The sequence below is a fragment of the Phytohabitans houttuyneae genome (assembly GCF_011764425.1).
Lineage (GTDB): Bacteria > Actinomycetota > Actinomycetes > Mycobacteriales > Micromonosporaceae > Phytohabitans > Phytohabitans houttuyneae.
In genome coordinates this window covers 3,478,202-3,500,036 of sequence record NZ_BLPF01000001.1, presented here as the reverse complement: position 1 = coordinate 3,500,036, position 21,835 = coordinate 3,478,202, and the positions used below count along the sequence as shown (strand labels likewise).

General features: G+C 72.2%; 18 protein-coding genes and 3 pseudogenes. 13 read left to right on the top strand and 8 right to left on the bottom strand.

Annotated elements, in window-relative coordinates:
- The first annotated feature begins 105 nt into the window (after window positions 1-105).
- From Phou_RS15605 to Phou_RS15590, 4 genes are all read left to right on the top strand, one after another.
- Complete coding sequence (locus tag Phou_RS15605; RefSeq protein ID WP_173056700.1) at window positions 106-921, top strand: DUF3152 domain-containing protein; 816 nt, start codon at window positions 106-108, stop codon at window positions 919-921.
- A gap of 89 nt (window positions 922-1,010) precedes the next feature.
- Window positions 1,011-2,003 carry a DUF3152 domain-containing protein gene (locus Phou_RS15600; protein WP_246273572.1) on the top strand — a complete coding sequence of 331 codons (993 nt, stop codon included), beginning with the start codon at window positions 1,011-1,013 and terminating at the stop codon, window positions 2,001-2,003.
- 122 nt (window positions 2,004-2,125) lie between these two features.
- Window positions 2,126-3,307, top strand: a complete 1,182-nt coding sequence (moeZ, locus tag Phou_RS15595; protein WP_173056699.1) for an adenylyltransferase/sulfurtransferase MoeZ — start codon at window positions 2,126-2,128, stop codon at window positions 3,305-3,307.
- A gap of 69 nt (window positions 3,308-3,376) precedes the next feature.
- Entirely contained in the window at window positions 3,377-4,165 is a 789-nt protein-coding gene (locus Phou_RS15590; protein WP_246273787.1) for a prenyltransferase/squalene oxidase repeat-containing protein, read from the top strand.
- A 353-nt stretch (window positions 4,166-4,518) separates the two neighbouring features.
- On the opposite strand, the pseudogene Phou_RS15585 reads toward Phou_RS15590, so the two are convergent.
- Window positions 4,519-5,055: pseudogene (locus tag Phou_RS15585) on the bottom strand (NADH-quinone oxidoreductase subunit B); the annotation flags it as partial.
- Between the two features lie 168 nt (window positions 5,056-5,223).
- Between Phou_RS15585 and Phou_RS15580 the strand changes: the two are divergent.
- The gene (locus Phou_RS15580) at window positions 5,224-5,721 is read left to right on the top strand and encodes a SigE family RNA polymerase sigma factor (RefSeq protein ID WP_173056697.1); all 498 of its coding nucleotides are present in this window, start codon (window positions 5,224-5,226) and stop codon (window positions 5,719-5,721) included.
- Complete coding sequence (locus tag Phou_RS15575; RefSeq protein WP_173056696.1) at window positions 5,714-6,919, top strand: hypothetical protein; 1,206 nt, start codon at window positions 5,714-5,716, stop codon at window positions 6,917-6,919. Before Phou_RS15580 ends, Phou_RS15575 begins: the two co-directional genes overlap by 8 nt.
- A gap of 53 nt (window positions 6,920-6,972) precedes the next feature.
- Here Phou_RS15575 and Phou_RS15570 read toward each other — a convergent pair whose 3' ends face one another.
- A complete protein-coding gene (locus Phou_RS15570; RefSeq protein ID WP_173056695.1) occupies window positions 6,973-8,370 on the bottom strand; it encodes a pyridoxal phosphate-dependent decarboxylase family protein in 1,398 nt (465 codons plus the stop codon).
- 54 nt (window positions 8,371-8,424) lie between these two features.
- Window positions 8,425-9,768 carry an MFS transporter gene (locus Phou_RS15565; protein WP_173056694.1) on the bottom strand — a complete coding sequence of 448 codons (1,344 nt, stop codon included), beginning with the start codon at window positions 9,766-9,768 and terminating at the stop codon, window positions 8,425-8,427.
- 59 nt (window positions 9,769-9,827) lie between these two features.
- Between Phou_RS15565 and Phou_RS15560 the strand changes: the two genes are divergently transcribed.
- The gene (locus Phou_RS15560; RefSeq protein ID WP_308784453.1) at window positions 9,828-11,282 is read left to right on the top strand and encodes a gamma-glutamyltransferase; all 1,455 of its coding nucleotides are present in this window, start codon (window positions 9,828-9,830) and stop codon (window positions 11,280-11,282) included.
- 70 nt (window positions 11,283-11,352) lie between these two features.
- Here the strand turns inward: Phou_RS15560 and Phou_RS15555 are convergent, their stop codons facing one another.
- Window positions 11,353-11,667, bottom strand: coding sequence for an MGMT family protein (locus Phou_RS15555; RefSeq protein ID WP_173056692.1), 315 nt, complete (start codon window positions 11,665-11,667; stop codon window positions 11,353-11,355).
- A 28-nt stretch (window positions 11,668-11,695) separates the two neighbouring features.
- On the opposite strand from Phou_RS15555, the gene proB reads away from it, so the two are divergent.
- Together proB and Phou_RS15545 are read left to right on the top strand one after the other, a co-directional pair.
- Window positions 11,696-12,805, top strand: a complete 1,110-nt coding sequence (proB, locus tag Phou_RS15550; protein ID WP_173056691.1) for a glutamate 5-kinase — start codon at window positions 11,696-11,698, stop codon at window positions 12,803-12,805.
- Window positions 12,806-12,818: 13 nt separating this feature from the next.
- Window positions 12,819-14,063, top strand: coding sequence for a glutamate-5-semialdehyde dehydrogenase (locus Phou_RS15545; protein ID WP_246273571.1), 1,245 nt, complete (start codon window positions 12,819-12,821; stop codon window positions 14,061-14,063).
- Between the two features lie 4 nt (window positions 14,064-14,067).
- On the opposite strand, the gene Phou_RS15540 is transcribed toward Phou_RS15545, so the two are convergent.
- Window positions 14,068-14,643: a toll/interleukin-1 receptor domain-containing protein gene (locus tag Phou_RS15540; protein WP_173056690.1), complete on the bottom strand. Its 576-nt coding sequence runs from the start codon at window positions 14,641-14,643 to the stop codon at window positions 14,068-14,070.
- A 94-nt stretch (window positions 14,644-14,737) separates the two neighbouring features.
- Here Phou_RS15540 and Phou_RS15535 point away from each other — a divergent pair.
- Window positions 14,738-16,047: pseudogene (locus Phou_RS15535) on the top strand (DUF2252 domain-containing protein).
- Here the strand turns inward: Phou_RS15535 and Phou_RS15530 are convergent.
- Window positions 16,033-16,713, bottom strand: a complete 681-nt coding sequence (locus Phou_RS15530; protein WP_173056689.1) for a TetR/AcrR family transcriptional regulator — start codon at window positions 16,711-16,713, stop codon at window positions 16,033-16,035. The pseudogene Phou_RS15535 and the gene Phou_RS15530 sit on opposite strands and share 15 nt — an antisense overlap.
- A gap of 73 nt (window positions 16,714-16,786) precedes the next feature.
- Here Phou_RS15530 and Phou_RS15525 point away from each other — a divergent pair, with 73 nt between their 5' ends.
- Entirely contained in the window at window positions 16,787-17,773 is a 987-nt protein-coding gene (locus Phou_RS15525) for a medium chain dehydrogenase/reductase family protein (protein WP_173056688.1), read from the top strand.
- On the opposite strand, the pseudogene Phou_RS15520 reads toward Phou_RS15525, so the two are convergent.
- Window positions 17,762-18,801: pseudogene (locus Phou_RS15520) on the bottom strand (glucose 1-dehydrogenase). The gene Phou_RS15525 and the pseudogene Phou_RS15520 overlap by 12 nt on opposite strands.
- A gap of 120 nt (window positions 18,802-18,921) precedes the next feature.
- Here Phou_RS15520 and Phou_RS15515 point away from each other — a divergent pair.
- A complete protein-coding gene (locus Phou_RS15515) occupies window positions 18,922-19,821 on the top strand; it encodes a bifunctional helix-turn-helix transcriptional regulator/GNAT family N-acetyltransferase (protein ID WP_218579029.1) in 900 nt (299 codons plus the stop codon).
- Window positions 19,822-19,932: 111 nt separating this feature from the next.
- Here Phou_RS15515 and Phou_RS15510 read toward each other — a convergent pair whose 3' ends face one another.
- A complete protein-coding gene (locus tag Phou_RS15510) occupies window positions 19,933-20,904 on the bottom strand; it encodes an isopenicillin N synthase family dioxygenase (RefSeq protein WP_173056685.1) in 972 nt (323 codons plus the stop codon).
- Window positions 20,905-20,922: 18 nt separating this feature from the next.
- Here Phou_RS15510 and Phou_RS15505 point away from each other — a divergent pair, with 18 nt between their 5' ends.
- Window positions 20,923-21,831 carry a carbohydrate kinase family protein gene (locus Phou_RS15505; RefSeq protein WP_173056684.1) on the top strand — a complete coding sequence of 303 codons (909 nt, stop codon included), beginning with the start codon at window positions 20,923-20,925 and terminating at the stop codon, window positions 21,829-21,831.
- The last annotated feature ends 4 nt before the right edge of the window (window positions 21,832-21,835 follow it).

The window sequence follows — 21,835 nt, the reverse complement described above, 5'->3', positions numbered from 1 at the left end:
AGCCATCCGCCCGGCGCCGCTGGCCAGCGCCGAGGAGGCGGACTCCGCACGCCAGCACCCCGAGCGCAAGGGCAACCCGCAGGGCCCCGCCCAGGTGGCGCCGGCGTGAGTCGCGCCCTGGGCGTGGTCGCCGGGACGGCCGTGCTCGCCGGTCTCACGCTGGTCGGGTTCGGCGTGCTTCCCGTCAACCTGTCGCCGGCCGCGCCGGTCCCGTCACCCGCCCCGGAAACCCTGGCGGTGACGCTGCCGGTCACTCCGTCTCCGTCGCCGCCGGCAGCGCCGTCGCCGCCGGCCTCACCCAAGCCGGCCCCACCGGTGCTCCGGCTCGCCGAGCCGGTGCCGACCAGGGGGAGTGGCAATTTTGAGTACGCGACGACGGCCGGCCCGGTCCGCGGACGCTCAGGCACCCTGCTGCGCTACCGCGTGGCGGTGGAGCGGGGCTCGGGTGAGGACACCGAGGAGTTCGGCGCGGTCGTGGACGCGGCGCTCGGACACGCGCAGAGCTGGACGGCCGGCGGGCTGCGCATGCAGCGGGTGGCGCGCGGCGCGCCGTTCGACTTCACCGTGCACCTGGCGACCCGCGAGACCGCCGGCCGGATGTGCCGGGCGGGCGGGGTCGACATCACGGTGCGCGGCCGGCCGTACACCTCGTGCCGCATCGGCGGTGGCGTGGTCATCAACCTCGACCGCTGGCGGCTGTCGGTCGACCACTTCGTCGCGGCCAAGGTGCCGCTGTCGGTGTACCGCGACTACGTGATCAACCACGAGGTCGGCCACCAGCTTGGGCACCGGCACGAGCTGTGCCCGGCGCGCGGACGGCCGGCGCCGGTGATGATGCAGCAGACGCTCGACCTGAAGGGCTGCACGGCAAACGCGTGGCCGTTTCTGAACGGGCGCCGGTACGCCGGACCGCTCAAGTAGGCTCGCTGCCGGAAATCGAGCCATAAATCTGGACAAGTCGGCGTGCCGTCACTTACCCAACGCATGATCACTGGCACGCTGAGTGAACCATGACGACGCGCGCACCCCGTGCCCCCGCTCCGCCCGCGGCACGCACCCCGCGCGCCTCCGCGCCCCGCGGCGGGCGGACGGAGGCCGGGGCAGCCGCGCGGCCGGCCGCCGAGGAGCGGATGCTGCACCGGCGCAGGCGCACCGCCTTCCTGGTACTCCTCCTCGCCGGCACCACCCTCGTGGTCGTGGACGCGGCTCGCGGCCGGCCCGAGATGCTCACGTCGGCGGCGCCCGCCGCACCGTCCTCGGCTCCGGCCACGTCGGCGTCCGCGCCCGCGCCGACCACCGCGGCCCCGTCGCCCTCGCTTTCGCCGTCCCCGCTGGCCTCGCCGTCGCCGGTACTGCCGACCTCCGCCAGGCCCGCGCCGACGCGCACCCAGTCGCCGTCCCCGCTGGCCTCGCGCCAGGTCGCGGCGGTGCAGTACCCGGAGCTGGGGCAGGGCTCGTTCACCGAGGTGGGCACCGCCGGTCGGGCGCTCGGCACCGCCGGCACGCTGCGCCGCTTCCGGGTCGCGGTCGAAAACGGCACCCGGCAGAACCCCGCAGCGTTCGCCGCCGAGGTGGACGCCATCCTCGGCGACTCCCGCAGCTGGGTGGCGGCCAAGCGCTTCCGCCTGCAGCGCGTGCCGAAGGGCGCGGCGGCCGAGTTCACGATCTACCTGGCCACGCCCGCCACCTCGGAACGGATGTGCGCGCTGGGCGGCCTGGACACCGAGCGTTACACCTCCTGCCGCCTGCCCGGCCAGGTCATCATCAACCTCGCCCGCTGGCTCACCGCCGTGCCCGACTACGGGGCGCCGGTGTCGACCTACCGGGCCTACATGATCAACCACGAGGTGGGACACCAGCTCGGCCAGGGACACGAGGCATGCCCGGCGCCCGGCTCGCCCGCTCCGGTGATGCAGCAGCAGACGCTGGGGCTGAAGGGCTGCCTGGCCTACGCGTGGCCGTACCTGGCTGGGCGCAGGTATACCGGACCAGCAGTTCCCTGAAGGGCGCTGCTATTCCCCGATCCCGCCTTCTGGGCCGTGGGCCACGTCATTGCCCTGTCCTGTCACCAGCGAGCAACAATGGTGCGGTTAGCGCTCTCTCTTAACCTTTCGGGGAGTCCACCGTGTCGCTGCCCCCGCTCGTCGAGCCCGCCGCCGAGCTGTCCGTCGACGAGATCCGCCGCTACTCACGCCACCTGATCATCCCGGACGTCGCGATGGACGGGCAAAAGCGGCTGAAGAACGCGAAGGTGCTGTGTGTGGGCGCCGGTGGCCTCGGTTCGCCCGCGTTGATGTACCTCGCCGCGGCCGGTGTGGGCACGCTCGGCATCATCGACTTCGACACCGTCGACGAGTCCAACCTGCAGCGCCAGATCATCCACGGCCAGTCGGACATCGGCCGTCCCAAGGCGGAGTCCGCGGCGGAGTCGGTGCGGGAGATCAACCCGTACGTCAACGTGGTCATCCACAACACGTCGCTCGACCGGGACAACGTGCGGGAGATCTTCTCGCAGTACGACCTGATCGTCGACGGCACCGACAACTTCGCCACCCGCTACATGGTCAACGACGCGGCTGTGCTGCTCGGCAAGCCGTACGTGTGGGGCTCGATCTACCGCTTCGACGGTCAGGCGTCGGTCTTCTGGGCCGAGCACGGCCCCTGCTACCGCTGCCTCTACCCGGAGCCCCCGCCGCCCGGCATGGTGCCGTCCTGCGCCGAGGGTGGCGTGCTCGGCGTGCTGTGCGCGTCGATCGGCTCCATCCAGGTCACCGAGGCGATCAAGGTGCTGACCGGCGTGGGCGACCCGCTGGTGGGCGGCCTTATGGTCTACGACGCGCTCGAGATGTCGTACCGGAAGATCCGGGTCCGCAAGGACCCCAACTGCGCGCTCTGCGGGGAAAACCCGACGGTCACCGACCTGCTGGAAGACTACGAGGACTTCTGCGGCGCGGTGTCGGTTGAGGCCCAGGAGGCGGCGATCGACTCCACGATCACGGCCCGCGAGCTGAAGGACTGGCAGGACTCCGGCAAGGACGTCTTCGTGGTCGATGTGCGCGAGCCCGCGGAGTACGAGATCGTGCGCATCCCCGGTGCCACGCTGATCCCCAAGGGCGAGATCCTGTCCGGCGAGGCGCTGTCCCGCTTCCCGCAGGACCGCCAGATCGTGCTGCACTGCAAGTCCGGCGTCCGCTCGGCCGAGGCGCTGGCCGCGCTCAAGGCGGCGGGCTTCAAGGACGCGGTGCACGTGCAGGGCGGCGTGCTCTCCTGGATCAAGCAGGTGGACCCCTCGCTACCCGCCTACTGACCTGGTCTTTGGTCTGACTTACCGAGGCGTAACTTCGGGTGCGCCGGTATGGTTTCGCCCGTGGTCGACATGGACGGAGCGATCGGGTTCGTGGTGGCCCACGGGGACGCCGTGGATCGTGCCCGACTGTCCTACCTGCGCACCGGCGCGGTGCCCAGCGAAGACATCCTCACCACCGCGGAGATCGGCCAGGCGCCCGACGGCGGCTGGCCGGCCCGCTGGGCCGCCGAGATCGCGTCGATTGACGCCACCTGCTTCCGCTTGGCCGAGCTCGACGACCTCGGCGCACTCGGCCGGCCGGCGGCGCGGCGCGGGCTGGACTGGCTGGCGAGCCGCCAGCACAACAGCATGTGGGAGGAAGACGACTCGCTGGCCGGCGAGGCACCGTCCTGGGCCAAGCCCGGCGACCCGGAGGCCAGGCTCTACCTGACCGCCAACGCCGCCTTCTGGCTGTCGGTGTCCGACCTGGACGCCGGCTGGGGCGGCGGTCGGTACGGCGCACAGCTCCGCCCCGCCGCCCAGGCCATCGCGGCGCACATCGGCGAGGACGGCTCGTGGAAGTCCTTTCTGGTCAGCGCGTGGCTGAGCGCCGCGGTGCTCAACCGGCAGGACATGTTCTACGAGTCCGCGCGCATCCAGATCATGCTCGGCGAGCGCCTGAGCAAAATGAGTCCGGCTGACGTGGCCGCGATGGCGTCCGCGCTGCGCCGCGTCGGTGTCGCCGTGGACGACTGGCTGCTCACCGCCGCCCGGCGCCGGCTGGCCGAGACCCAACGCAGCGACGGCGGCTGGCCCAGCGACGACGGCTCAGCCTTCGACGTGCACACGACACTCGCCGCCATCCGCGCCACCCGCTGACCTCCGCCCCTGCGCGGACCTCCGCCCTCCGCGGTTGATCAGGGACTTCGTGGGTGGAAACGCCGGCCGACACGCCCACCAACTCCCTGATCAACCGCAGGGGAGGTCCGCAGGGGAGGCGACAGGGGGCGGCGAGGTCAGTCGCGGTCTTCCTCGTGGGGGTGTTGGTAGTCGAGTTTGTCCGGGGGGAGTGGCAGCTCGCGGTCGTCGCCGAAGGGGGCGCCGGCACCCGCGCGGTCGCCGGTGATCTCGCGGACCGGGAGGCGGCCGTCGGGGCCGAGCGGGGGAGCCTGCGGCGGCGGGACGGAGCGATGCCAGTCGATGTTGTCGGGGAGCACCACGCGGCGGTGCGACTCCGGCGCCGTGACAAGTGGCGCGGTCAGCGTCTCGGCGTCGGGGAGGGCGAGCGGGTCCGGGCGGGACACGCCGCCGATGCCGGACTGCTCGGCGGCGATCTTTTCCTGCAGGCGGAGGATGCCGTGCAGCAGCGCCTCGGGACGCGGTGGGCAACCCGGCACGTACACGTCCACGGGGATGATCTGGTCGACGCCCTTGGTGACCGAGTACGAGTCCCAGTACGGCCCGCCGCAGTTGGAGCAGGCGCCGAACGAGATGACGTACTTCGGCTCGGGCATCTGGTCGTAGAGGCGCTTGATCGCGGGCGCCATCTTGTCGGTCACCGTGCCGGAGACGACCATGAGGTCGGCCTGGCGGGGGCCGTGCGCGAACGGGATCACGCCGAGCCGGATGAAGTCGTGCCGGCCCATGCTCGTGGCGATGAACTCGATGGCACAGCAGGCCAGGCCGAAGTTGAAGACCCACAGCGAGTAGCGCCGGCCCCAGTTGAGCACGAACCGGATCGGCTCGCCGAGCACTCCTGGCAACTGCACGACACAAGTCAACCACAGCCCGCGCGGCCGCAACCGGCCCGAACGGTGGGGCGTGTTAAGCGCGCTTCCGGCCGAAACCCGGAAGTACGGGGATTGACGCGGGGAGGGATTGTGCAGGTGTCGACGCCACCACGCCTCGACGGGGCACCGCCGGATGTGGGACGGGGCATGACCGAGATCGATTTTGACGACTTCTACCATGCGCACTTCAGGGTGCTCACCGTCCAGCTGTGTGCGTACACCGGCGATCTCGCCCAGGCGCAGGACCTCGCGCAGGAGGCGTTCTGCCGCGCGTACGCGCGGTGGAGCAAAGTGGTCCAGTACGACGATCCGGTGGCATGGGTCCGCCGCGTCGCGTGGAACCTCGCGGCCAGCCGGTGGCGGCGGCTACGGACCGCGCGGGCGTACCTGCGGCGGCAGCGCGAGGAGCACGTCCCGGGACCCGGCCCCGACCGCGTGATGCTGACGGCCGCGCTGGCGAAGCTCCCCGAAAACCAGCGGCGCGCGGTGGTGATGCACCACCTGGCCGACATGACCGTGGCTGAGATCGCCCGCCAGGAGGGTGTGGCCGAGGGGACCGTGAAGTCCTGGCTGCACCGAGGCCGTACAACGCTCGCGACCCTGCTGCGGGAGCGCAACGAGCAGCCGGAGGAAAGCCGTGACTGACCAACTTGACGACTTCTTCGCGGACTACCGCGCCGGCCTGACGCCGGAGATCGCACCCGCCGGGCCGGGTGCCGTGCGGGCCACCGTCCGGCGGCGCCGCCGGATCGCGGCGACCGCGCTCGTGGCCACCGCCGTGGTGCTCGTGGCCGCGCCCGTCGCCGGGTACGCGGCCCTCAACCGCGGCACCGACCCGGCGCCCGCACCCGCCGGCTCCAACACGCCGACACCGGAGGAGAGCACCTCGACGCCCACTCCTTCACCGCCGGCCTCGACCACGCCGCCACCTCCCGACGGCCGGATCAGCAAGGCCGACCTGCTGAGGGCCCGCGTCACGCTGCCTGATTGGGCGCCGGACGCGCCCTGCGCGGAAGAGGGGGCGCGGCTCACCAGCGTCGGCGACGAAAACGGCGACATCCTCCTGACCAGCGTCAAGTACGGGGATGTCGACCGGGACGGCGCCGAGGAGACTATCGCGCTGGTCGACTGCGTGTACGCCCAGACGGGGCAGGCGCAGGTCGTGGTCTTCGACCGGGACGCGGGCAGGAAGATCGTGACGCTCGGCCGGGTGGTGGCGACCGACCGGATCGTCGGTTATCCCACACTGGACCAGGTCGGCTGGATCAAGTCCTTCGAGCCACTGGCGGACGGCGGGGTGAGGGTGACCGTGGGCGACGTCCGGCCCTGCTGCGGCTGGGAGGAGGAGTGGTCGCAGAAGCAGGCCCGGACGTACACCTGGCAGGACGGCCGCTTCCGGCAGACCGGCGGTCCGGTGCGCTTCGAGCCCAACCCGCTCTTCACCGACCTCGTGGTCAGCGTGCCGGACCTGAAACTCATGATCAATAACGACGGCAACCCGTACGGCACGGTCAGCGTCACCGTGCGGAACAAGGGCGACCTGGAAGCCGACGTGTCCGTCAACCTCGAGCTCGGCACCATCGAGGCGTACCGCATCGGCCCCGGCTGGGCCGCCTGCTCCAGCATCGCCGGCGTGTCCGACGGCCCGAGCGCCTCGTACCAGTGCGACGTGGACGAGCCGCTCGCGCCCGGCGAGGAGCGCGTGCTGAGGTTCGGCATCCAGGCCGCGGCGACCGGCCCGGTCACCGCGACGGGCTCCGTCACCGTGTCAGACCGGCCGAACGGCGAGTACCTCCCGGATCAGACCGGCGAGGACAACAGCACCCAGTTCAAAATCAGCTGATCCAGCACGAGTGCGGTGACCACTGACCTTGACCAGGGTCGGTGGTCACCGCGCTACTCCCCGTTCGGGCGCTGTAGATAGCCGAGGAAGTCGACGAGCAGGGCCTCGCGCATGTGTGGCGGTACGGCGTTGAGCAGCGCGTTCACCGGTGCCATCCGCTCGGGCAGGCCGGCGCCGAAGCCGAGTGCGGCGAGCAGCTCGGGCAGCGGGCGGTCCAGTGACACCTCCGGCAGCGACACGGGACCGGCCGCGCGGGCCGCCGCGGCGGAGGCGGCCAGGTCGGGGCCGAACTCGGCCACCCGTGGCGCCACCGACGCCGTCACGCTCAGGTGGATGCTCGGCGGCACCCCGTCGAACGCGAACTGTGGCTGCGTGTGCCAACCCCGCGAGGCCAGCTCGTCGGCGAGTACGAAGACGTCGAACGCGTCGGCCGTGAAGCACACCACAGTGGACGAAGGTGGCGCGACGAGGCGCAGCCCGTCCACAGCGGACACCGCGTCGGCCAGGCCACGCACCGCCTCCAGCGTGCGGGAGGCGAGCGCGAGGTAGCCGCTGTCGCCGATGTGGCGCAGCACCGCGTACGCCGCGGCGATCGGTCCACCCGAGCGGGTCGACGAGATCACCGGGTTGACCATCGTGTAGCCGGGCCAGCCGGCGTAGGCGAAGTACTGCGGCCGCCGCAGCTGCGCGTCGCGGTGCAGCAGGACCGAGACGCCCTTCGGGGTGTACGCGTACTTGTGCAGGTCCACCGAGATCGACGTGACCCCGGGCACCGAGAAGTCGAACGGCGGCACCTCCACGCCCAGCCGCCGCAGGTAGGGCAGCGTCCACCCGCCGAAGCAGGCGTCCACGTGGCACCGCACGCCGGCCGCCGCGGCCGCGGCCGCGATCTCGTCCACCGGGTCGACGACGCCGTGCGCGTACGACGGGGCCGAGCAGGCCACCAGCACCGTCTCCGGCCCGACCGCCGCGGCCACGTCGGCCGCCGCCGGGCGCAGGGTCTGCGGCGACACGGGTACAAGGTCGAGCGTCACACCCAGGTAGTGCGCCGCCTTCGCGAACGCGGCGTGCGCGGTCACCGGCGCGACCATGCGCGGCCGCTGCACGCCGGGCGCGCCGTCGCGCGCCGCCTTGACCGCCAGCATCAGCGACTCGGTACCGCCGCTGGTCACGTTGCCGACGACGCCCTCGGGCCCGTCAAGGAGCACGGCGGCGGCGCCGACCAGCGTGTTCTCCATCGCCAGCAGCGACGGGAACGCGGTCGGGTCGAGGCCGTTGACGTGCGCGGAGAGGGCGTACGCGGCCATGGCCAGCTCGTCGAGGCCGTCGAGCCCCGGGTCGTACACGTACGCGAACAGGCGCCCGCCGTGCGTGGGGCGGTCGGCGGCGCGCAGCGCGCGGATCTCGTCGAGCACCTGCTCAGCTGGCAGGCCGTCCTTCGGCAACGACATGCGGATCACGGTAGTTCCTGGCGAGGCTCTTACGCTCCCTCCGCTCCTCGGTCGCTAGCGCTCCCTACGATGCTCACTCGCTATCGCCCCGCGATACAGACGCTGCTCGTCCAGGTCGTATCCGCGCATCAGCAGGACCGCCGCGCCGACCACGACCGCGGGGAGCACCGTGAAGCCGAGCAGCACGCCCAGCCGTGCGGTGCCGTCCTGCACCGCCGCGTCGCCGCTGTCCGAGGAGACGTACCCGGAGATCTGGAGGACCACCGCGTAGATCCCGGGTCCCAGCGCGAGGCCGAGCGTCTCGCCGGCCGTCCACAGCCCGGTGAAGACGCCGGCCTGGCGGCGGCCGGTGCGCGTGGTGTCGTACGCGATGCAGTCCGGCAGCATCGACAGCGCGAAGACCTGCTCGCCGGCGTACCCGCAGCCGACCGCGGCGACCAGCAGGTAGACCGCGACCGGCGGCAGCGCGGGCGCGGCCACCAGCGCGAGCGCGCCCACCGCGAAGATCAGTGACGCCCACACGAACGCGCGCCGCTTGCCGACCCGCGCCCCCACCCGCCGCCACACCGGCATCACCAGCAACGCCGGCCCGACGAAGCAGGCGAAGAGCACGGTCGGCCCGTCGTCCGGCCGTTCGATCACGTGGTCGGCGAAGTACTTCACGCCGGCGAGCATCGTGCCGATCCCCGCCGCCTGGACCACGAAACAGAGCAGCAGCAGCCGGAACGGCCGGTTGCCCGCCGCCACCCGCAACTGGGCGCGCAGGCTCGGCTCGCTCTCCCGCGCCGCGCTGGTGGAAACGCCGCGGGTGCCGACGTACGCGCCCACCGCGCCGACCACGATCAAGGCGCCGCAGAAGAGCCCCATCCACCGGTGTCCGGGTATGCCGTCGCCGCCCGCGCTCACCACCAGCGGCGCCACCGCGCCGGAGATGAGGATCGCCAGCGCGAGGAACGCCACCCGCCACGTCATCAGGCGGGTCCGCTCGGTGTACCCGTCGGTGATCTCCGCGGGCATCGCCACGTACGGCACCTGGAAGAACGCGAACGCCGTCGCGGTCGCCAGGAACGCCACCGCCACATAGGCCGCGGCGCCCGCGCCGGTCCCGGCGGGCGCGGCGAAGATCGCCGCGAAGAGCACGGCAAGGGCGAAACCACCACCGAGGAGGTACGGCCGACGCCCGCCCCACCTGTCGGATATCCGTCCGGCGACGGGGTTGACGAGCACGTCCCACGCTTTGGGTACCAGCACAAGAAGGCCGGCCACCCCTGCGGCGACGCCCATCGTGTCCGTGAGGTACGGAAGTAACAGCAGCCCCGGCACCGTGCCGAAGGTGCCGGTCGCCAACGAGCCCGACGCGTACCCGGCGTGCACCCTGCGTGGCAACGCGTCGTTCATGGTCGCGGATGTTAGTCATCTGCCGGCGCGCAGCGGAAGTTGGTTCTACGCTGCGGCGCGTGACTATTGGTGTCCCGACGGCGACGAAGGTCGCCGCGCCGCTCCGGACGGAGGCGAAGCGCGTGCCCGCTGGCGTAGCCGCAGGTCATCCGGCCACTGCCGAGGTGGGGCTGCGCATTCTCGCCGCGGGCGGCTCGGCGGCCGACGCCGCGGTGGCGGCCGTGCTCGCCACTACGACCAGCGAGAGCGTCCTGACCGGGATCGGCGGGGGTGGCTTCGCCACGTACTACGACGCGTCGACACAGACCGTGACGTGTCTGGACTTCTTCTGCTCCAATCCGGGACTCGACGGGGACATCGTCGCGGGGCCGATGGTGCCGATCGAGGTGTACTTCGGCCGCGTGCCACAGACGTACTCCATCGGCGGCGCCAGCGTCGGCGTGCCCGGCGTGCCGGCCGGCTGCGGCGAGGTGCACCGGCGCTGGGGCCGGCTGCCCTGGCACCGCGTCGTCGAGCCGGCGATCACGCTGGCCAGCAGCGGGGTGGTACTGCCCGCCGCGCAGGCCCGCACCCTGATCTCGGTCGCGCCCGCGCTGCTGCCCGGCGAAGGCGCCGCGATCTACGCGCCCGCCGGCGAGCTGCTGCAGGGCGGCGAGCTGCTGCACCACCCCGGCCTCGACCGCGCGCTCACCATCCTCGCCGAGGAGGGCCCGGCGACCTTCTACACCGGCCGCCTCGGGCGCCTGATGGTCGACACCGTGCGAGCGGAGGGCGGCGCGCTCGGCCCGGCCGACCTCGCGGCGTACCGGGTGCTGGAGCTCGAGGTGGGTCACGCGCTGGTCGGCGGCGCCCACGTGTACGCCCGGCACGACCTCAACGGCACCATCGACACGCTCGCCGCGCTCCCCGCCGACCTGGCCACCATGTCACGCCCGTCGCGGGCCGTCGCCGTGGCGGACGCGCTGCGCACCCGTGGCCGCCAGCGGCTCGGCGACACCACGAACATCTCGGTGGTCGACCACGAGGGCGACGCCTGCGTGATCACCACCACGCTCGGCATCGGGGCCGGCGTGTGGCTGCCCGGCTTCGGCATCAACCTCAACTCGATGCTCGGCGAGGGCGAGCTGATGACGCCCGGCCTCTCACCCGGCGGCCGCGTCCAGTCGATGATGTGCCCGCTCGTGGTGGTCGACGACAGCGGCGAGCTGGTGGTCGCCGCAGGTTCGGCCGGTGCCTCGCGCATCCGTACCGCGCTCGTCGACACCCTCCTCGGCGTGCTGGTCGACGGCCTCGACATGCCGTCCGCAATCGCCCGCCCACGCTTTCACGTCGTGGACAACACCGTGCACGCCGAGCTCGGCTACCCCGAAGACGAGCTGCAAGCGCTGGAGACAGCCGGCTACGAGGTAACCCGCTGGCCCAACATGGACCACTACTTCGGCGGCGTCAGCGCGGTAGGCGTAGCGGGAGCAGCCGGCGACCCCAGACGCGGCGGCGTAGGCGCAGTCACCTAGCCCCCTTGATGCAGTTGATCAGGGAGTTGGTGGGCGTGGCGCGCGGCGTGTCGTCCCACCAAGTCCCTGATCAACCGGTGGGGTCGGGCGACCAGGCAGCCTTCTTCATGTCGACACGGCCGTTGCGCATCGGGGTGGCCTCGCCGATCAGGCGGGCCATCGCCTCCAGCTCGTGCCCAGGCACCACGCGGCCGGCGTTGTTGACGACGCGGTGCCAGGGGACCGGGCCGCCGTACCGCGCCATGATCGACCCCACCAGCCGGGCGGAGGAGCGGCCGGAGCGGTCGGCCAGGTAGTCGGCGATCGCCCCGTACGACATCACACGCCCCGGTGGTATCCGCTCGACGAGCGCGAGAACCTGCTCGACGTACTCCTCCGGGCTCACGGAAACACAGCCTATGCAGAATGGTTGGGTGCGCGAAGCAGTCACCTCAGCGCGGCGGGTCGTCGTCAAGATCGGCTCGTCGTCGCTGACCACGGCCACCGGAGGCCTGGACACCGCGCGCGTCGACGCCCTCGCCGACGTGCTCGCCGGGCTCTGCGCCGACGGCCGCGAGGTCGTGCTCGTCTCCTCGGGCGCGATCGCCGCCGGCCTCTCCCCGCTCGCCATCCCGCGCCGACCGCGCGACCTGGCCACCCAGCAGGCGGCGGCCAGCGTGGGGCAGGGGCTGCTCATCGGGCGGTACGCCGCCAGCTTCGACCGCCACGGCCTCATCGTCGGCCAGGTCCTGCTGACCGTCGACGACGTGACCCGGCGCGCGCACTACCGCAACGCGTACCGCACGCTGCGCAAGCTCCTCGACATGCGGGCCGTCCCGATCGTCAACGAAAACGACACCGTCGCCACCGAGGAGATCCGCTTCGGCGACAACGACCGGCTGGCCGCGCTCGTCGCCGCGCTGGTACACGCCGACCTGCTTGTGCTCCTGTCCGACGTCGACGCGCTCTACACGGGCGACCCGGCGCGGCCGGACACCCGCAAGATCACTGATGTGCGCGGCGAGGCCGACCTGGCGGGCATCACGCTCGGCCGGGCCGGCAAGGCGGGCGTCGGCACCGGCGGCATGGTCACCAAGGTCGAGGCCGCGCGCATCGCCACCGGGTTCGGCATCCCGGTGGTGCTGACCGCCGCGCCACTCGCCCCCGCGGCGCTGGCCGGCGAGGAGGTGGGCACTCTCTTCCATCCGGTACGCCAGCGGCCCACCGCCCGCCTCTTCTGGCTGGCACACGCCACCTCCCCGCGCGGGCGGCTGCACCTGGACCCGGGAGCGGTGCAGGCGGTCGTGGCGCGGCGCAAGTCACTGCTGCCGGCCGGCATCACCGCTGTGGACGGCGCCTTCACCGCGGGCGACCCGGTCGACCTCGTCGACTCCTCCGGCGCCCCGGTGGCTCGCGGCCTTGTCAACTACGACGCGGTCGAGCTGCCGTCGCTGCTCGGTCGCTCCACTGTGGAGCTCGCTGCGGCGCTCGGCCCGGGGTACGAACGTGAAGTTGTCCACCGCGACGACCTGGTCCTGCTCTAGAAGGAGAAGTCTGATGAGCGTCAACGAGCAGGCCCGGCGGGCCCGCGAGGCCGCCACCGCGCTGGGCACCGCCACACGGGCCACCAAGGACGCGGCGCTGCTGTCAATGGCTGAGGCGCTGATGGCCCGTACCCCGGAGATTCTGACCGGAAATGCCGCGGACGTGGATGCGGCCCGCGAAGGTGGCCTGACCGCGGCCATGATAGATCGTCTTTCCCTCACCGAGGGCCGGGTGGCCGCGATGGCGGACGCGCTGCGGCAGATGGCCGCCCTGCCCGACCCGGTCGGCGAGGTCGTGCGCGGCTCGACCCTGCCCAACGGCCTGGAGCTGCGGCAGATCCGCGTGCCGTTCGGCGTGGTCGGCATCGTCTACGAGGGCCGCCCCAACGTCACCGTCGACGCGGCCGGCATCTGCCTCAAGTCCGGCAACGCCGCCCTCCTGCGCGGCTCGTCCTCCGCGGTCCACTCCAACACCGCGCTGACCGCCGTCCTGCGCGACGCGGTCGAGGCCGCGGGCCTGCCCGCCGACGCCGTGCAGCTGCTCGACGCCACCACCCGCGACTCGGTCAAGGAGCTGATGCGCGCGCGGGGCCTTGTCGACGTCCTCATCCCCCGCGGCGGCGCCTCCTTGATCAAGGCGGTGGTCGAGGAGTCGACGGTGCCGGTCATCGAGACCGGCGTGGGCAACTGCCACGTGTACGTGGACGCGGCCGCCGACCTCGACAAGGCACTCGCCGTCGTGATGAACAGCAAGACCCAACGACTGTCCACATGCAACACCGCCGAGTCGCTCCTGGTGCACGCCGGCGTGGCGGACGCGTTCCTGCCGCGCATGCTCGACGCGTTCGCCGAGGCGGGCGTCACCGTGCACGGCGACCCCCGCGTGGCGGCCTACTCGTCCGCCGTCGTGCCCGCCACCGACGAGGACTTCGCCGCCGAATACCTCTCCGCGGACATCTCGGCCGCCGTCGTCGACTCACTCCAGGACGCGGTGCGGCACATCCGCCGGTACGGCACCCAGCACACCGAAGCCATCGTCACCGAGTCGGTGGCCGCCTCCCGCGAGTTCGTGGCCCACGTCGACGCGGCCGCGGTGATGGTCAACGCCTCGACCCGCTTCACGGACGGCGGCGAGTTCGGCTTCGGCGCCGAGATCGGCATCTCGACCCAGAAGCTGCACGCCCGCGGCCCGATGGGCCTTCCCGAGCTGACCTCCACCAAGTACGTCGTGACGGGCGACGCCCACCTGCGGATGTAGGGGGTTACCCGCCCAGTACGCGCCGGGTGAGCGCGAGGTTCGCCGCGCACGCCAGCGTGTAGGGGCGGTCCGCGCCGAACGTGCGCCGGCAGCCGCGCAGCGACTCCTCGTCCAGGGCCAAGGCGTCCGGGTACCAGCTGGGTCTTGCCCAGGCCGCCCAGCCCGTGCAGGGCCTGCACCACCGCCCGCTCACCCGCCGACAGCCCTCTCCCGCAGCCCGGCCAGGTGCGCGGTGCGGCCGGTGAACGCGCGCAGCCTGGGCGGCACGTTCCAGACGCCCGGGCGGGAGCCCGGAAGGCGGGGGACGGCGCCCGCCGGGAAGGGACCGGCGCGGACCTTCCAGCGCCCGGCGCAGCCGTTCGCGGGCTTGGGTTTCGTCCACGCCGAACAGGTCCACGTACGCGAGCGGCGCGAGGATCGGTGGCGGCTCGACCTCCTCGATCCGCAGCGGTACGAGCGGCTGCCGCGTCGCCACGGCGGACGCCCACTCGTCCGTCGTGTAGCGGGACCGTTCGAACCACGCCCGACGCCACCCACTCGGCCCACGGGCGGTCGGGGCCGGCGTAGCCGACGAAGACATGGACCGGCATGGTGAGCACCCTGCACCGATCGGTGACGCGATGAAGTCGCGTGGCTGACAAAACCCTGGCGGAGCGGGTCTAGCCTGCGGACTTATGAGCAATGATCAGCGTCCGGCCAAGATTGTCGACGTGCTGCTGGCAGAGTTCGGCGAGCTCATGGCCTTGGACCCGGCGGCGTTCCGGCGCAAGTTCCGGAAGATGGCCGCCTCGCCGTTCGCGTTCTACCGGGGAGCGCCGCCCTCTTCTACGCGGACATGACCGGCGACTTCGCCGATCAGAGGTTCCTGGACGAGTGGACGAGCCGGGTGTGGATACACGGTGACCTGCACGCGGAAAACTTCGGCACGTACATGAACTCGTCCGGGCAGCTCGTCTTCAACGTCAACGACTTCGACGAGGCGTACGTCGGGCCGTTCTCGTGGGACCTCAAGCGCTTCTCGGCCAGCGTGGCGCTCATCGGGTACGCCAAGGCGCTCTCCGACGGCGTGATCAGCGACCTGGTGACGCGGTTCGCCGGCGCGTACCTGACCGAGCTGCGGGCCATCGCCGCCGGCGGTGACGACGCGATCGGCTCGATCACGCTGGAGAACGCGGACGGCGTCCTGCGCACCGTGCTCCAGCAGGCGCGGCTCAACACGCGGGTCGACCTGCTCAAGGAGCAGACGACGATCGACAACTACGAGCGGCGCTTCTCGCTGGGCGACGGCGTGTACGAGATCGACGCGCAGATGCGGGCGACCGTGGTGGCCGCGTTCGAGCAGTACCTCACCACGCTGCCCGAGGCCACCGCCGCGCTGCGGCCGGTCGCCACGCACATCAAGGACGTGGTGCTGCGCAAAGGCGTGGGCATCGGCTCGGCCGGGCTGCCGTCGTACAACCTGCTGCTGGAGGGGCACACCCAGGCGCTGGAAAACGACGTCGTCATCTACATGAAGCAGGCCCAGGTGCCCGCCGTCGCCCGCCACATCACCGACGGACGGGTGCGGGGCTACTTCACGCACCAGGGGCACCGCACGGCCGAGTCGCAGCGGGCACTCCAGGCGCACGCCGACCCGTGGCTGGGCTTCACCGAGCTGCAGGGAGTGGGCCAGCTTGTCGCGGAGGTGTCGCCCTACGCGGCGGACCTCGACTGGGCCGACGTGAACGAGCCGGACGAGCTCGCCGGCGTGGTCACCGACCTCGGGCGCGCGGTGGCCCGCATGCACTCGGTCGCCGACGACGAGTCCAGCCACGACCTCGTCGACTTCTCCACCGAGGAGGCGATCGTGGCGGCGGTCGACCGGGACCCGGAGGGCTTCGCCGCGCACCTGGTGGACTTCGCCCACGAGTACGGCATCCGCGCCCGCGAGGACCACCAGATCTTCGTGGACCTCTTCCGCAACGGAAAGCTACCCGGCCTCTGACCCGCTAGCTTCCGCGATCAACGACTCGACCTCGGCCTCGAACAGGAGGCCGGGGTCGAACCCCATCGGCGCGAAGTGCCCCTCCACCTCCAGGCTGACCACGCCGTGCATGCGGGTCCAGCCGGTCACGCCGAGCCGCAGCGCCGCGCCCGACCAGCGGTGGTCCGGGTCGCGGTCGGCGAGGCCCGCCGCGAACTGCTCCTCCAGCTCCGGCGCGCGCGAGGCCGGGCGGAGCGCCGTGATCGGTTCGAGAAACGCGCTCAGCGTGCGGCTCGCCGCCTGGATCGTGTGCGCCGGAGCCGCGTAGCCGGGCACCGGCGTGCCGAACAGCAGCAGGTAGCGGTGTGGCTGGGCCAGCGCCCACTCCCGGTACGCCCGGGTGAGCACCCGGATCCGGTCAGCCGGCTCCGCGTCCGCCGCCGCCTCGCCCGCCGCCTCCACCGCGTCCGCCAGGTCGTGGTACCCGTCGCTGATCAGCTCGGTGAGCAGCTCGTCCCGCCCGGCGAAGTACCGGTAGAGGGCCGGCCCGCTCATCCCGAGCTCCTTGCCGATCGCGTTGAGCGACAGCGACTGCGGCCCGGCCGCGGCGATCTGCCGTAGTGCCGCCGCCTTGGCCTCCTCGCGGGTCTGTGCCCGAAGTCTCTCCCGGCGGCTTGCGGTTTCCATGTGGGAGAGTCTAACCTGAGTTAGAGCTTCTAACTAAACCAAGAGCTTCTAATCAAAGAGACAGGATCTAACCATGAAGACGACGCAGGTGGTCATGCCGCACGCCGGCGGTCCCGAGGTGCTGGAGATCGCAGAGCGCGACCTGCCCGAGCCCGGCCCGGGCCAGGTGCGGCTCAAGGTCGAGGCGACCGGTGTCGCGTTCGCCGAGGTGCAGATGCTGCGCGGGCGCTACTACGCGCAGCCGAAGTTTCCGTTCGTCCCCGGCTACGACCTGGTCGGCGAGGTGGAGGCGGCCGGGCCGGGCGTCACGCTCGACGGCCGGGTCGCCGCCATGACCCGCACCGGCGCGTGGTCCGAGCGAGTGGTGCTGCCCGCCGCGCACCTGGTGCCGGTTCCCGAGGACCTGGACGCCGCCGAGGTGGTCGCGCTGATCACCAATGGCGTCACGGCGTACCAGATGATCCATCGCGTGGCGAAGGTGGCCGAGGGCCAGACGGTGCTGGTGCACGGCGCGGCCGGCGGCGTCGGCACGCTGCTGGTGCGGCTGGCTCTGCGGGCGGGCGCGCGGGTGATCGGCACGGCCTCGCCGGGCAAGCACGACAAGGTGCGCGAGATGGGCGCGATCCCGCTGGACTACCGCGACCCGCTGCTTGTCGAGCGGGTGCGCCAGCACGCGCCGGGCGGGGTGGCAGCGGTCTTCGACCACGCCGCCGGCCCTGGCCTCAAGCGGTCGTGGGCCGCGCTCGGCCGTGGCGGCATCCTGATCGTGTATGGCAGCGCGGCCACCCTCGATGACAAGGGCTGGCGGATGATGCCGTTCGTGAGCGCGATGGGCCGGCTGATCTGGTGGTCACTGCTGCCCAACGGCCGGCGGGGCCGGTTCTACTCGATCAACCACAAGAACCACTTCGACGAGGACCTCGCCACCGTCATCGACCTGCTGCGCAAGGGCGAGCTTCAGCCGCAGGTGGCGGCCCGCCTGCCGCTGGCCGAGGCGCCCGAGGCGCTGCGGATGCTCGACGACCGCGCGGTGGTCGGCAAGATCGTTCTAAAACCCTAGGACGACCTTGATGTCCCCGTCCCGGGGGCGTACGCCTCGGCGTAGCCGTCCACCGGGACGCGGCGCGTGATCAGGTCGCCCAGCCACGCGCGGTCGGCCTTGTCCAGCGCGCCGGCGGCCGCGCTCCAGTGCCGGCGGTTGGCGTTGACCGAGCCGAAGACCACGTTGTTTTCCAGCACGACCGCGCGGTTGAGCGCGCCGGCGTCGACGCCCACCCGCTCGCCGGCCGACGACACGCCGGTCAGGCACACCACGCCGTCCCGGCCGACCTTGTCGATCACCTGGACCACCACCGGCGGCGCCCCGGTGCACTCCACGACGATGTCCGGCTCGAAGTCGAGGTCCTTGACCTGCCCGGTGTGGTACGTCGCACCGAGCCGCGAGGCGAGTTCCGGCTTCGGCCCTGCGTCGGTCCGGTCGAGGATGTGCGTGGTCAGCCCGCGCTGCGTAGCCAGCAGGGCGGCGAGCAGGCCGATCGGCCCGGCGCCGGTGACGAGCACGGTCTGCGGATCCCAGTGCGCGCGGCGGCCCACCGCCTCGATGTGCTCCCACGCCTTGGTCACGACGCTCGTCGGCTCGAGGAGCATGCCCACCTCGGCGAGCGCCGGGTCGAGCCGCACCGCGAAGTCCGGCTCCACCCGCCACCGCTCGCGGGCAAAGCCGTGCCGCTCCTTGATCCCGCACTCGGTGTACTCCCCGTTGCGGCACATGTCCCACTCGCCGACCGCGCAGTTGAGGCAGGGCACCGGGTCGGGGTGGCGCACGATGCCGGCGACCAGGTCTCCCCGCTGGAACGTGCCGGTCGGATCCTCCATCACCCGGCCCAGCGACTCGTGGCCGAGGATCAGCAGGTCCTCGCCGGGCGGCGCGTCACCGTAGTCCGCGGCGATGATCTCCCGGTCGGTGCCGCACACCCCCACCGCGAGGGCCTCGACGAGCACCTGTCCCTCCGACTCGGGTGGCTCCGGCGCGTCCTCGATGAGGCGCAATGAGTCCTTCGTGCCTGGGGTGACGGCGATTGCCCGCATGTGACTCATTCTCAGCCCGCTCTTGCCTGTCGCGCAGGTTCACGAGATAGTTGACGAAGTCAAAGGATTCTTTGAGGTCGGCAATGAGTGAGCGCAGCGGGGTGGGCAATGGGCGATTCTGTGAGTGAGGTTCGGGCGTTCAACCGCTTCTATACGGGCCTCATCGGCGTGCTCCAGGAGGGGCTGCTGAGCACGCCGTACACGCTGACCGAGGCCCGCCTGCTCTTCGAGCTCGGTCAGGGCGACGCCGTCGAGGTGGTCGACCTGCGCCGCCGGCTGGGCCTCGACGCCGGCTACCTGAGCCGCATCCTGGCCCGCTTCGAGGCCGACGGGCTTGTGCGGCGGTCCCGGTCCGCGACCGACGCGCGCCGGCAGGTGATCGAGCTGACCGAGGCCGGCCGCGTCGTCGACACCGACCTGGAGCACCGCAGCAACGCGCAGATCGCCGAGCTGATCGGCCGCCTCGGCGAGGTCGACCAGCGGCGGCTGCTGGGCGCGATGAGCACGATCCGCGAGCTGCTCGGCGAGCGCGCGCCGGCCGACCTCGTGGTGCTGCGGCCGCCGGCGCCGGGCGACCTGGGCTGGGTGGTGCAGCGGCACGGCGCGATCTACGCGCGCGAGTTCGGCTGGGACGAGACCTTCGAGGCGTTGGTGGCCCGCGTGGTCGCCGACTACGCGGCCGGCCACGACCCGCGGCGCGAGGCCGCCTGGATCGCCGAGGTCGACGGCGCGCCGGTCGGCTGCGTGTTCTGCGTCGGCCGCGACGACACCACCGCGCAGCTGCGCCTGCTGCTGGTCGAGCCGGCCGCGCGCGGGCTGGGCGTGGGCGGGCGGCTTGTCGAGGAGTGCCTGCGCTTCGCCCGCCGCGCGGGCTACCGGCGGATCATGTTGTGGACGTACGACAAGACCGTCGACGCGCACCGCATCTACCAGCGCCTGGGCTTCACCCTCGACGAGGAGAAGAAGGCGCGTGCCTTCGGCCACGACATGGTCGAAGAGGTCTGGTCCAGGTACCTGTGATGGACCTCGTCGTGCTTGTCGCGTTCCTCGTCGTGCTGTCGGCGGCGTCGGCGCTGGGCTGGACGGTCGACAGCCGGGACGGCGTCGACTGGGTGCCCACGCGTGACGGCTTCAGAGCACGTCGCCGGAGAGCTGGGGAAACACCTTGGACACCTTCCCCAGCAGGTAGTCGCCGTACGTACCCGAGAAGGCCCGAGGATCCGCGCCGTCCCACCGAGGGGCGCCCGCCGCGGTGGTCCGGGCCCGCGGCGGGAGCGCCGGCACCTCGGCCGTGAAGTCCGGGTCGAAGAAGAAGGGGTACGAGAGGCGGTCGCGCCCGCTCACGTTGCGCACGCGGTGCAGCGTCGAGCGGTACCAGCCGCCGGTGAGCCGTTCGAGCATGTCGCCGATGTTGCACACGAACGTGCCCGGCACCGGCGGCGCGTCGATCCAGCCGCCCGGCGTGCGCACCTGCAGCCCGCCGTTGGCGTCCTGGGCGAGGAGCGTGAGCAGGCCGTAGTCGGTGTGCTGCCCCACGCCCCAGTCGTCGCTGTCCGGAGGCGACGGCGGGTAGTGGAAGATCCGGAAGAGGACCGTCGGCTCGGCCGTGTAGCCGGCCGCGAAGTAGTCGGCGGGCAGGTCGAGGCTCCGGGCCACCAGCCGCAACACGTCCTGCGCCACGCCGGTCAGGGCGTCCAGGTAGGAGAGCACGGCCGGGCGCAGCGCCGGTACCCCCTCTGGGAAGAGGTTGCGGCCGTGCAGCGGGAGACCGGCGCGGACCCGCGGGTGGCCGTCAGGCAGCTCGGTGCCGAAGTAGATGCCCTCCTTGAGGTCCGGCCGCCCCGAGGTCAGCTCCCCGCCCACCGGAAAGTACCCGCGCCACGCCCGGCCGCCGCGGTCCATCGAGATCCGCATCTTCTCCGCCTCCGGCAGCGCGAAGAACGCCCGCCCCGCCGTGTCCAGGTCGGCGAGGAGCTTAGGCGGGACGCCGTGCCCGGTGACGTAGAAGAAGCCGGTGTCGCGGCAGGCCGCCTCGATCGCGCGGGCCGGGCCGTCACCGGGCAGCGAGATGTCGATGACGGGCAGCGAGGGTGTGGCGCTCATGTGCCTATCCTTACGCTCGTGGCGTTTCTGGTGGTGGGCGAGAGTCTGGTCGACCTGATCAGCCGTGACGGCTCGTGGTCTTTCGCGGCGACGCCTGGCGGCAGCCCGCTCAACGTGGCGGTCGGCCTGGCCGCCGACGGGCACGAGGTGCGGCTGGCCAGCGAGGTGGGCACCGACCTGTTCGGCGGGCTGCTCCGCTCACACCTGGAGACGTTTGGTGTGTCGGCCGGCGAGCTCGTCGACACGCCGGCCACGAGCGTCGCGTTCGCGCGGGTCGACGCGGCGGGCGCGGCCACCTACGACTTCCGCTTCACCTGGGCGTACGCGGGCAAGCCCGACCTCACCGGCGTCGACTGCGTGCACACCGGCTCCCTCGCCACCGCGGTCGCGCCCGGCGACGCGGCGGCCCTGGCGGTCGTCGAGGCGGCCAGGCGCGCCGGCGCACTCGTGTCGTACGACCCGAACATCCGCCCCGCTCTCGTCGGTGACCGGGCGGGCGCGCTGGCCCGGGTGGAGGAGATCGTCCGCTCCGCCGACGTGGTCAAGGTGAGCGACGAGGACCTGCGCTGGCTGTGCCCGGACGAGGTCGACGTCGCCGTGGCCCGGCGGTGGCTGGCGATGGGGCCGCGGCTGGTCGTGGTGACGCGGGGCGGCGAGGGCGCGGTGGCGGTACACGACGGGCTCGTGACCGTCTGCGCCGCGCCGCCCGTCACGGTCGCGGACACGGTCGGCGCGGGAGACGCCTTCACCACCGGCCTGCTGTCGAGCCTCGGCGGCGACCTCGCGGTCGAGTCGGTCACCCGCGCCCTGCGGTACGCGAGCGCGACCGCCGCCGCCGTCTGCTCCCGCCCCGGCGCGCTCCCGCCGCCCCGCGCCGAGGTCGACTCCCTGCTCCCCGGCGCCGTGATCGCCACGACCACCGCCTGACATC

Excerpts from the sequence above, each read along its gene's own strand:
- Phou_RS15600 (WP_246273572.1), top strand. The coding sequence starts at position 1,011 with ATGACGACGCGCGCACCCCGTGCCCCCGCTCCGCCCGCGGCACGCACC.
- Phou_RS15530 (WP_173056689.1), bottom strand. The coding sequence starts at position 16,713 with ATGGAAACCGCAAGCCGCCGGGAGAGACTTCGGGCACAGACCCGCGAG.
- Phou_RS15540 (WP_173056690.1), bottom strand. The coding sequence starts at position 14,643 with ATGTCTTCGTCGGCTACGCCGGCCCCGACCGCCCGTGGGCCGAGTGGG.
- Phou_RS15510 (WP_173056685.1), bottom strand. The coding sequence starts at position 20,904 with ATGAGCGCCACACCCTCGCTGCCCGTCATCGACATCTCGCTGCCCGGT.
- Phou_RS15580 (WP_173056697.1), top strand. The coding sequence starts at position 5,224 with ATGACCGAGATCGATTTTGACGACTTCTACCATGCGCACTTCAGGGTG.
- Phou_RS15590 (WP_246273787.1), top strand. The coding sequence starts at position 3,377 with ATGGACGGAGCGATCGGGTTCGTGGTGGCCCACGGGGACGCCGTGGAT.
- Phou_RS15525 (WP_173056688.1), top strand. The coding sequence starts at position 16,787 with ATGAAGACGACGCAGGTGGTCATGCCGCACGCCGGCGGTCCCGAGGTG.
- Phou_RS15570 (WP_173056695.1), bottom strand. The coding sequence starts at position 8,370 with ATGTCGTTGCCGAAGGACGGCCTGCCAGCTGAGCAGGTGCTCGACGAG.
- Phou_RS15545 (WP_246273571.1), top strand. The coding sequence starts at position 12,819 with ATGAGCGTCAACGAGCAGGCCCGGCGGGCCCGCGAGGCCGCCACCGCG.
- Phou_RS15565 (WP_173056694.1), bottom strand. The coding sequence starts at position 9,768 with ATGAACGACGCGTTGCCACGCAGGGTGCACGCCGGGTACGCGTCGGGC.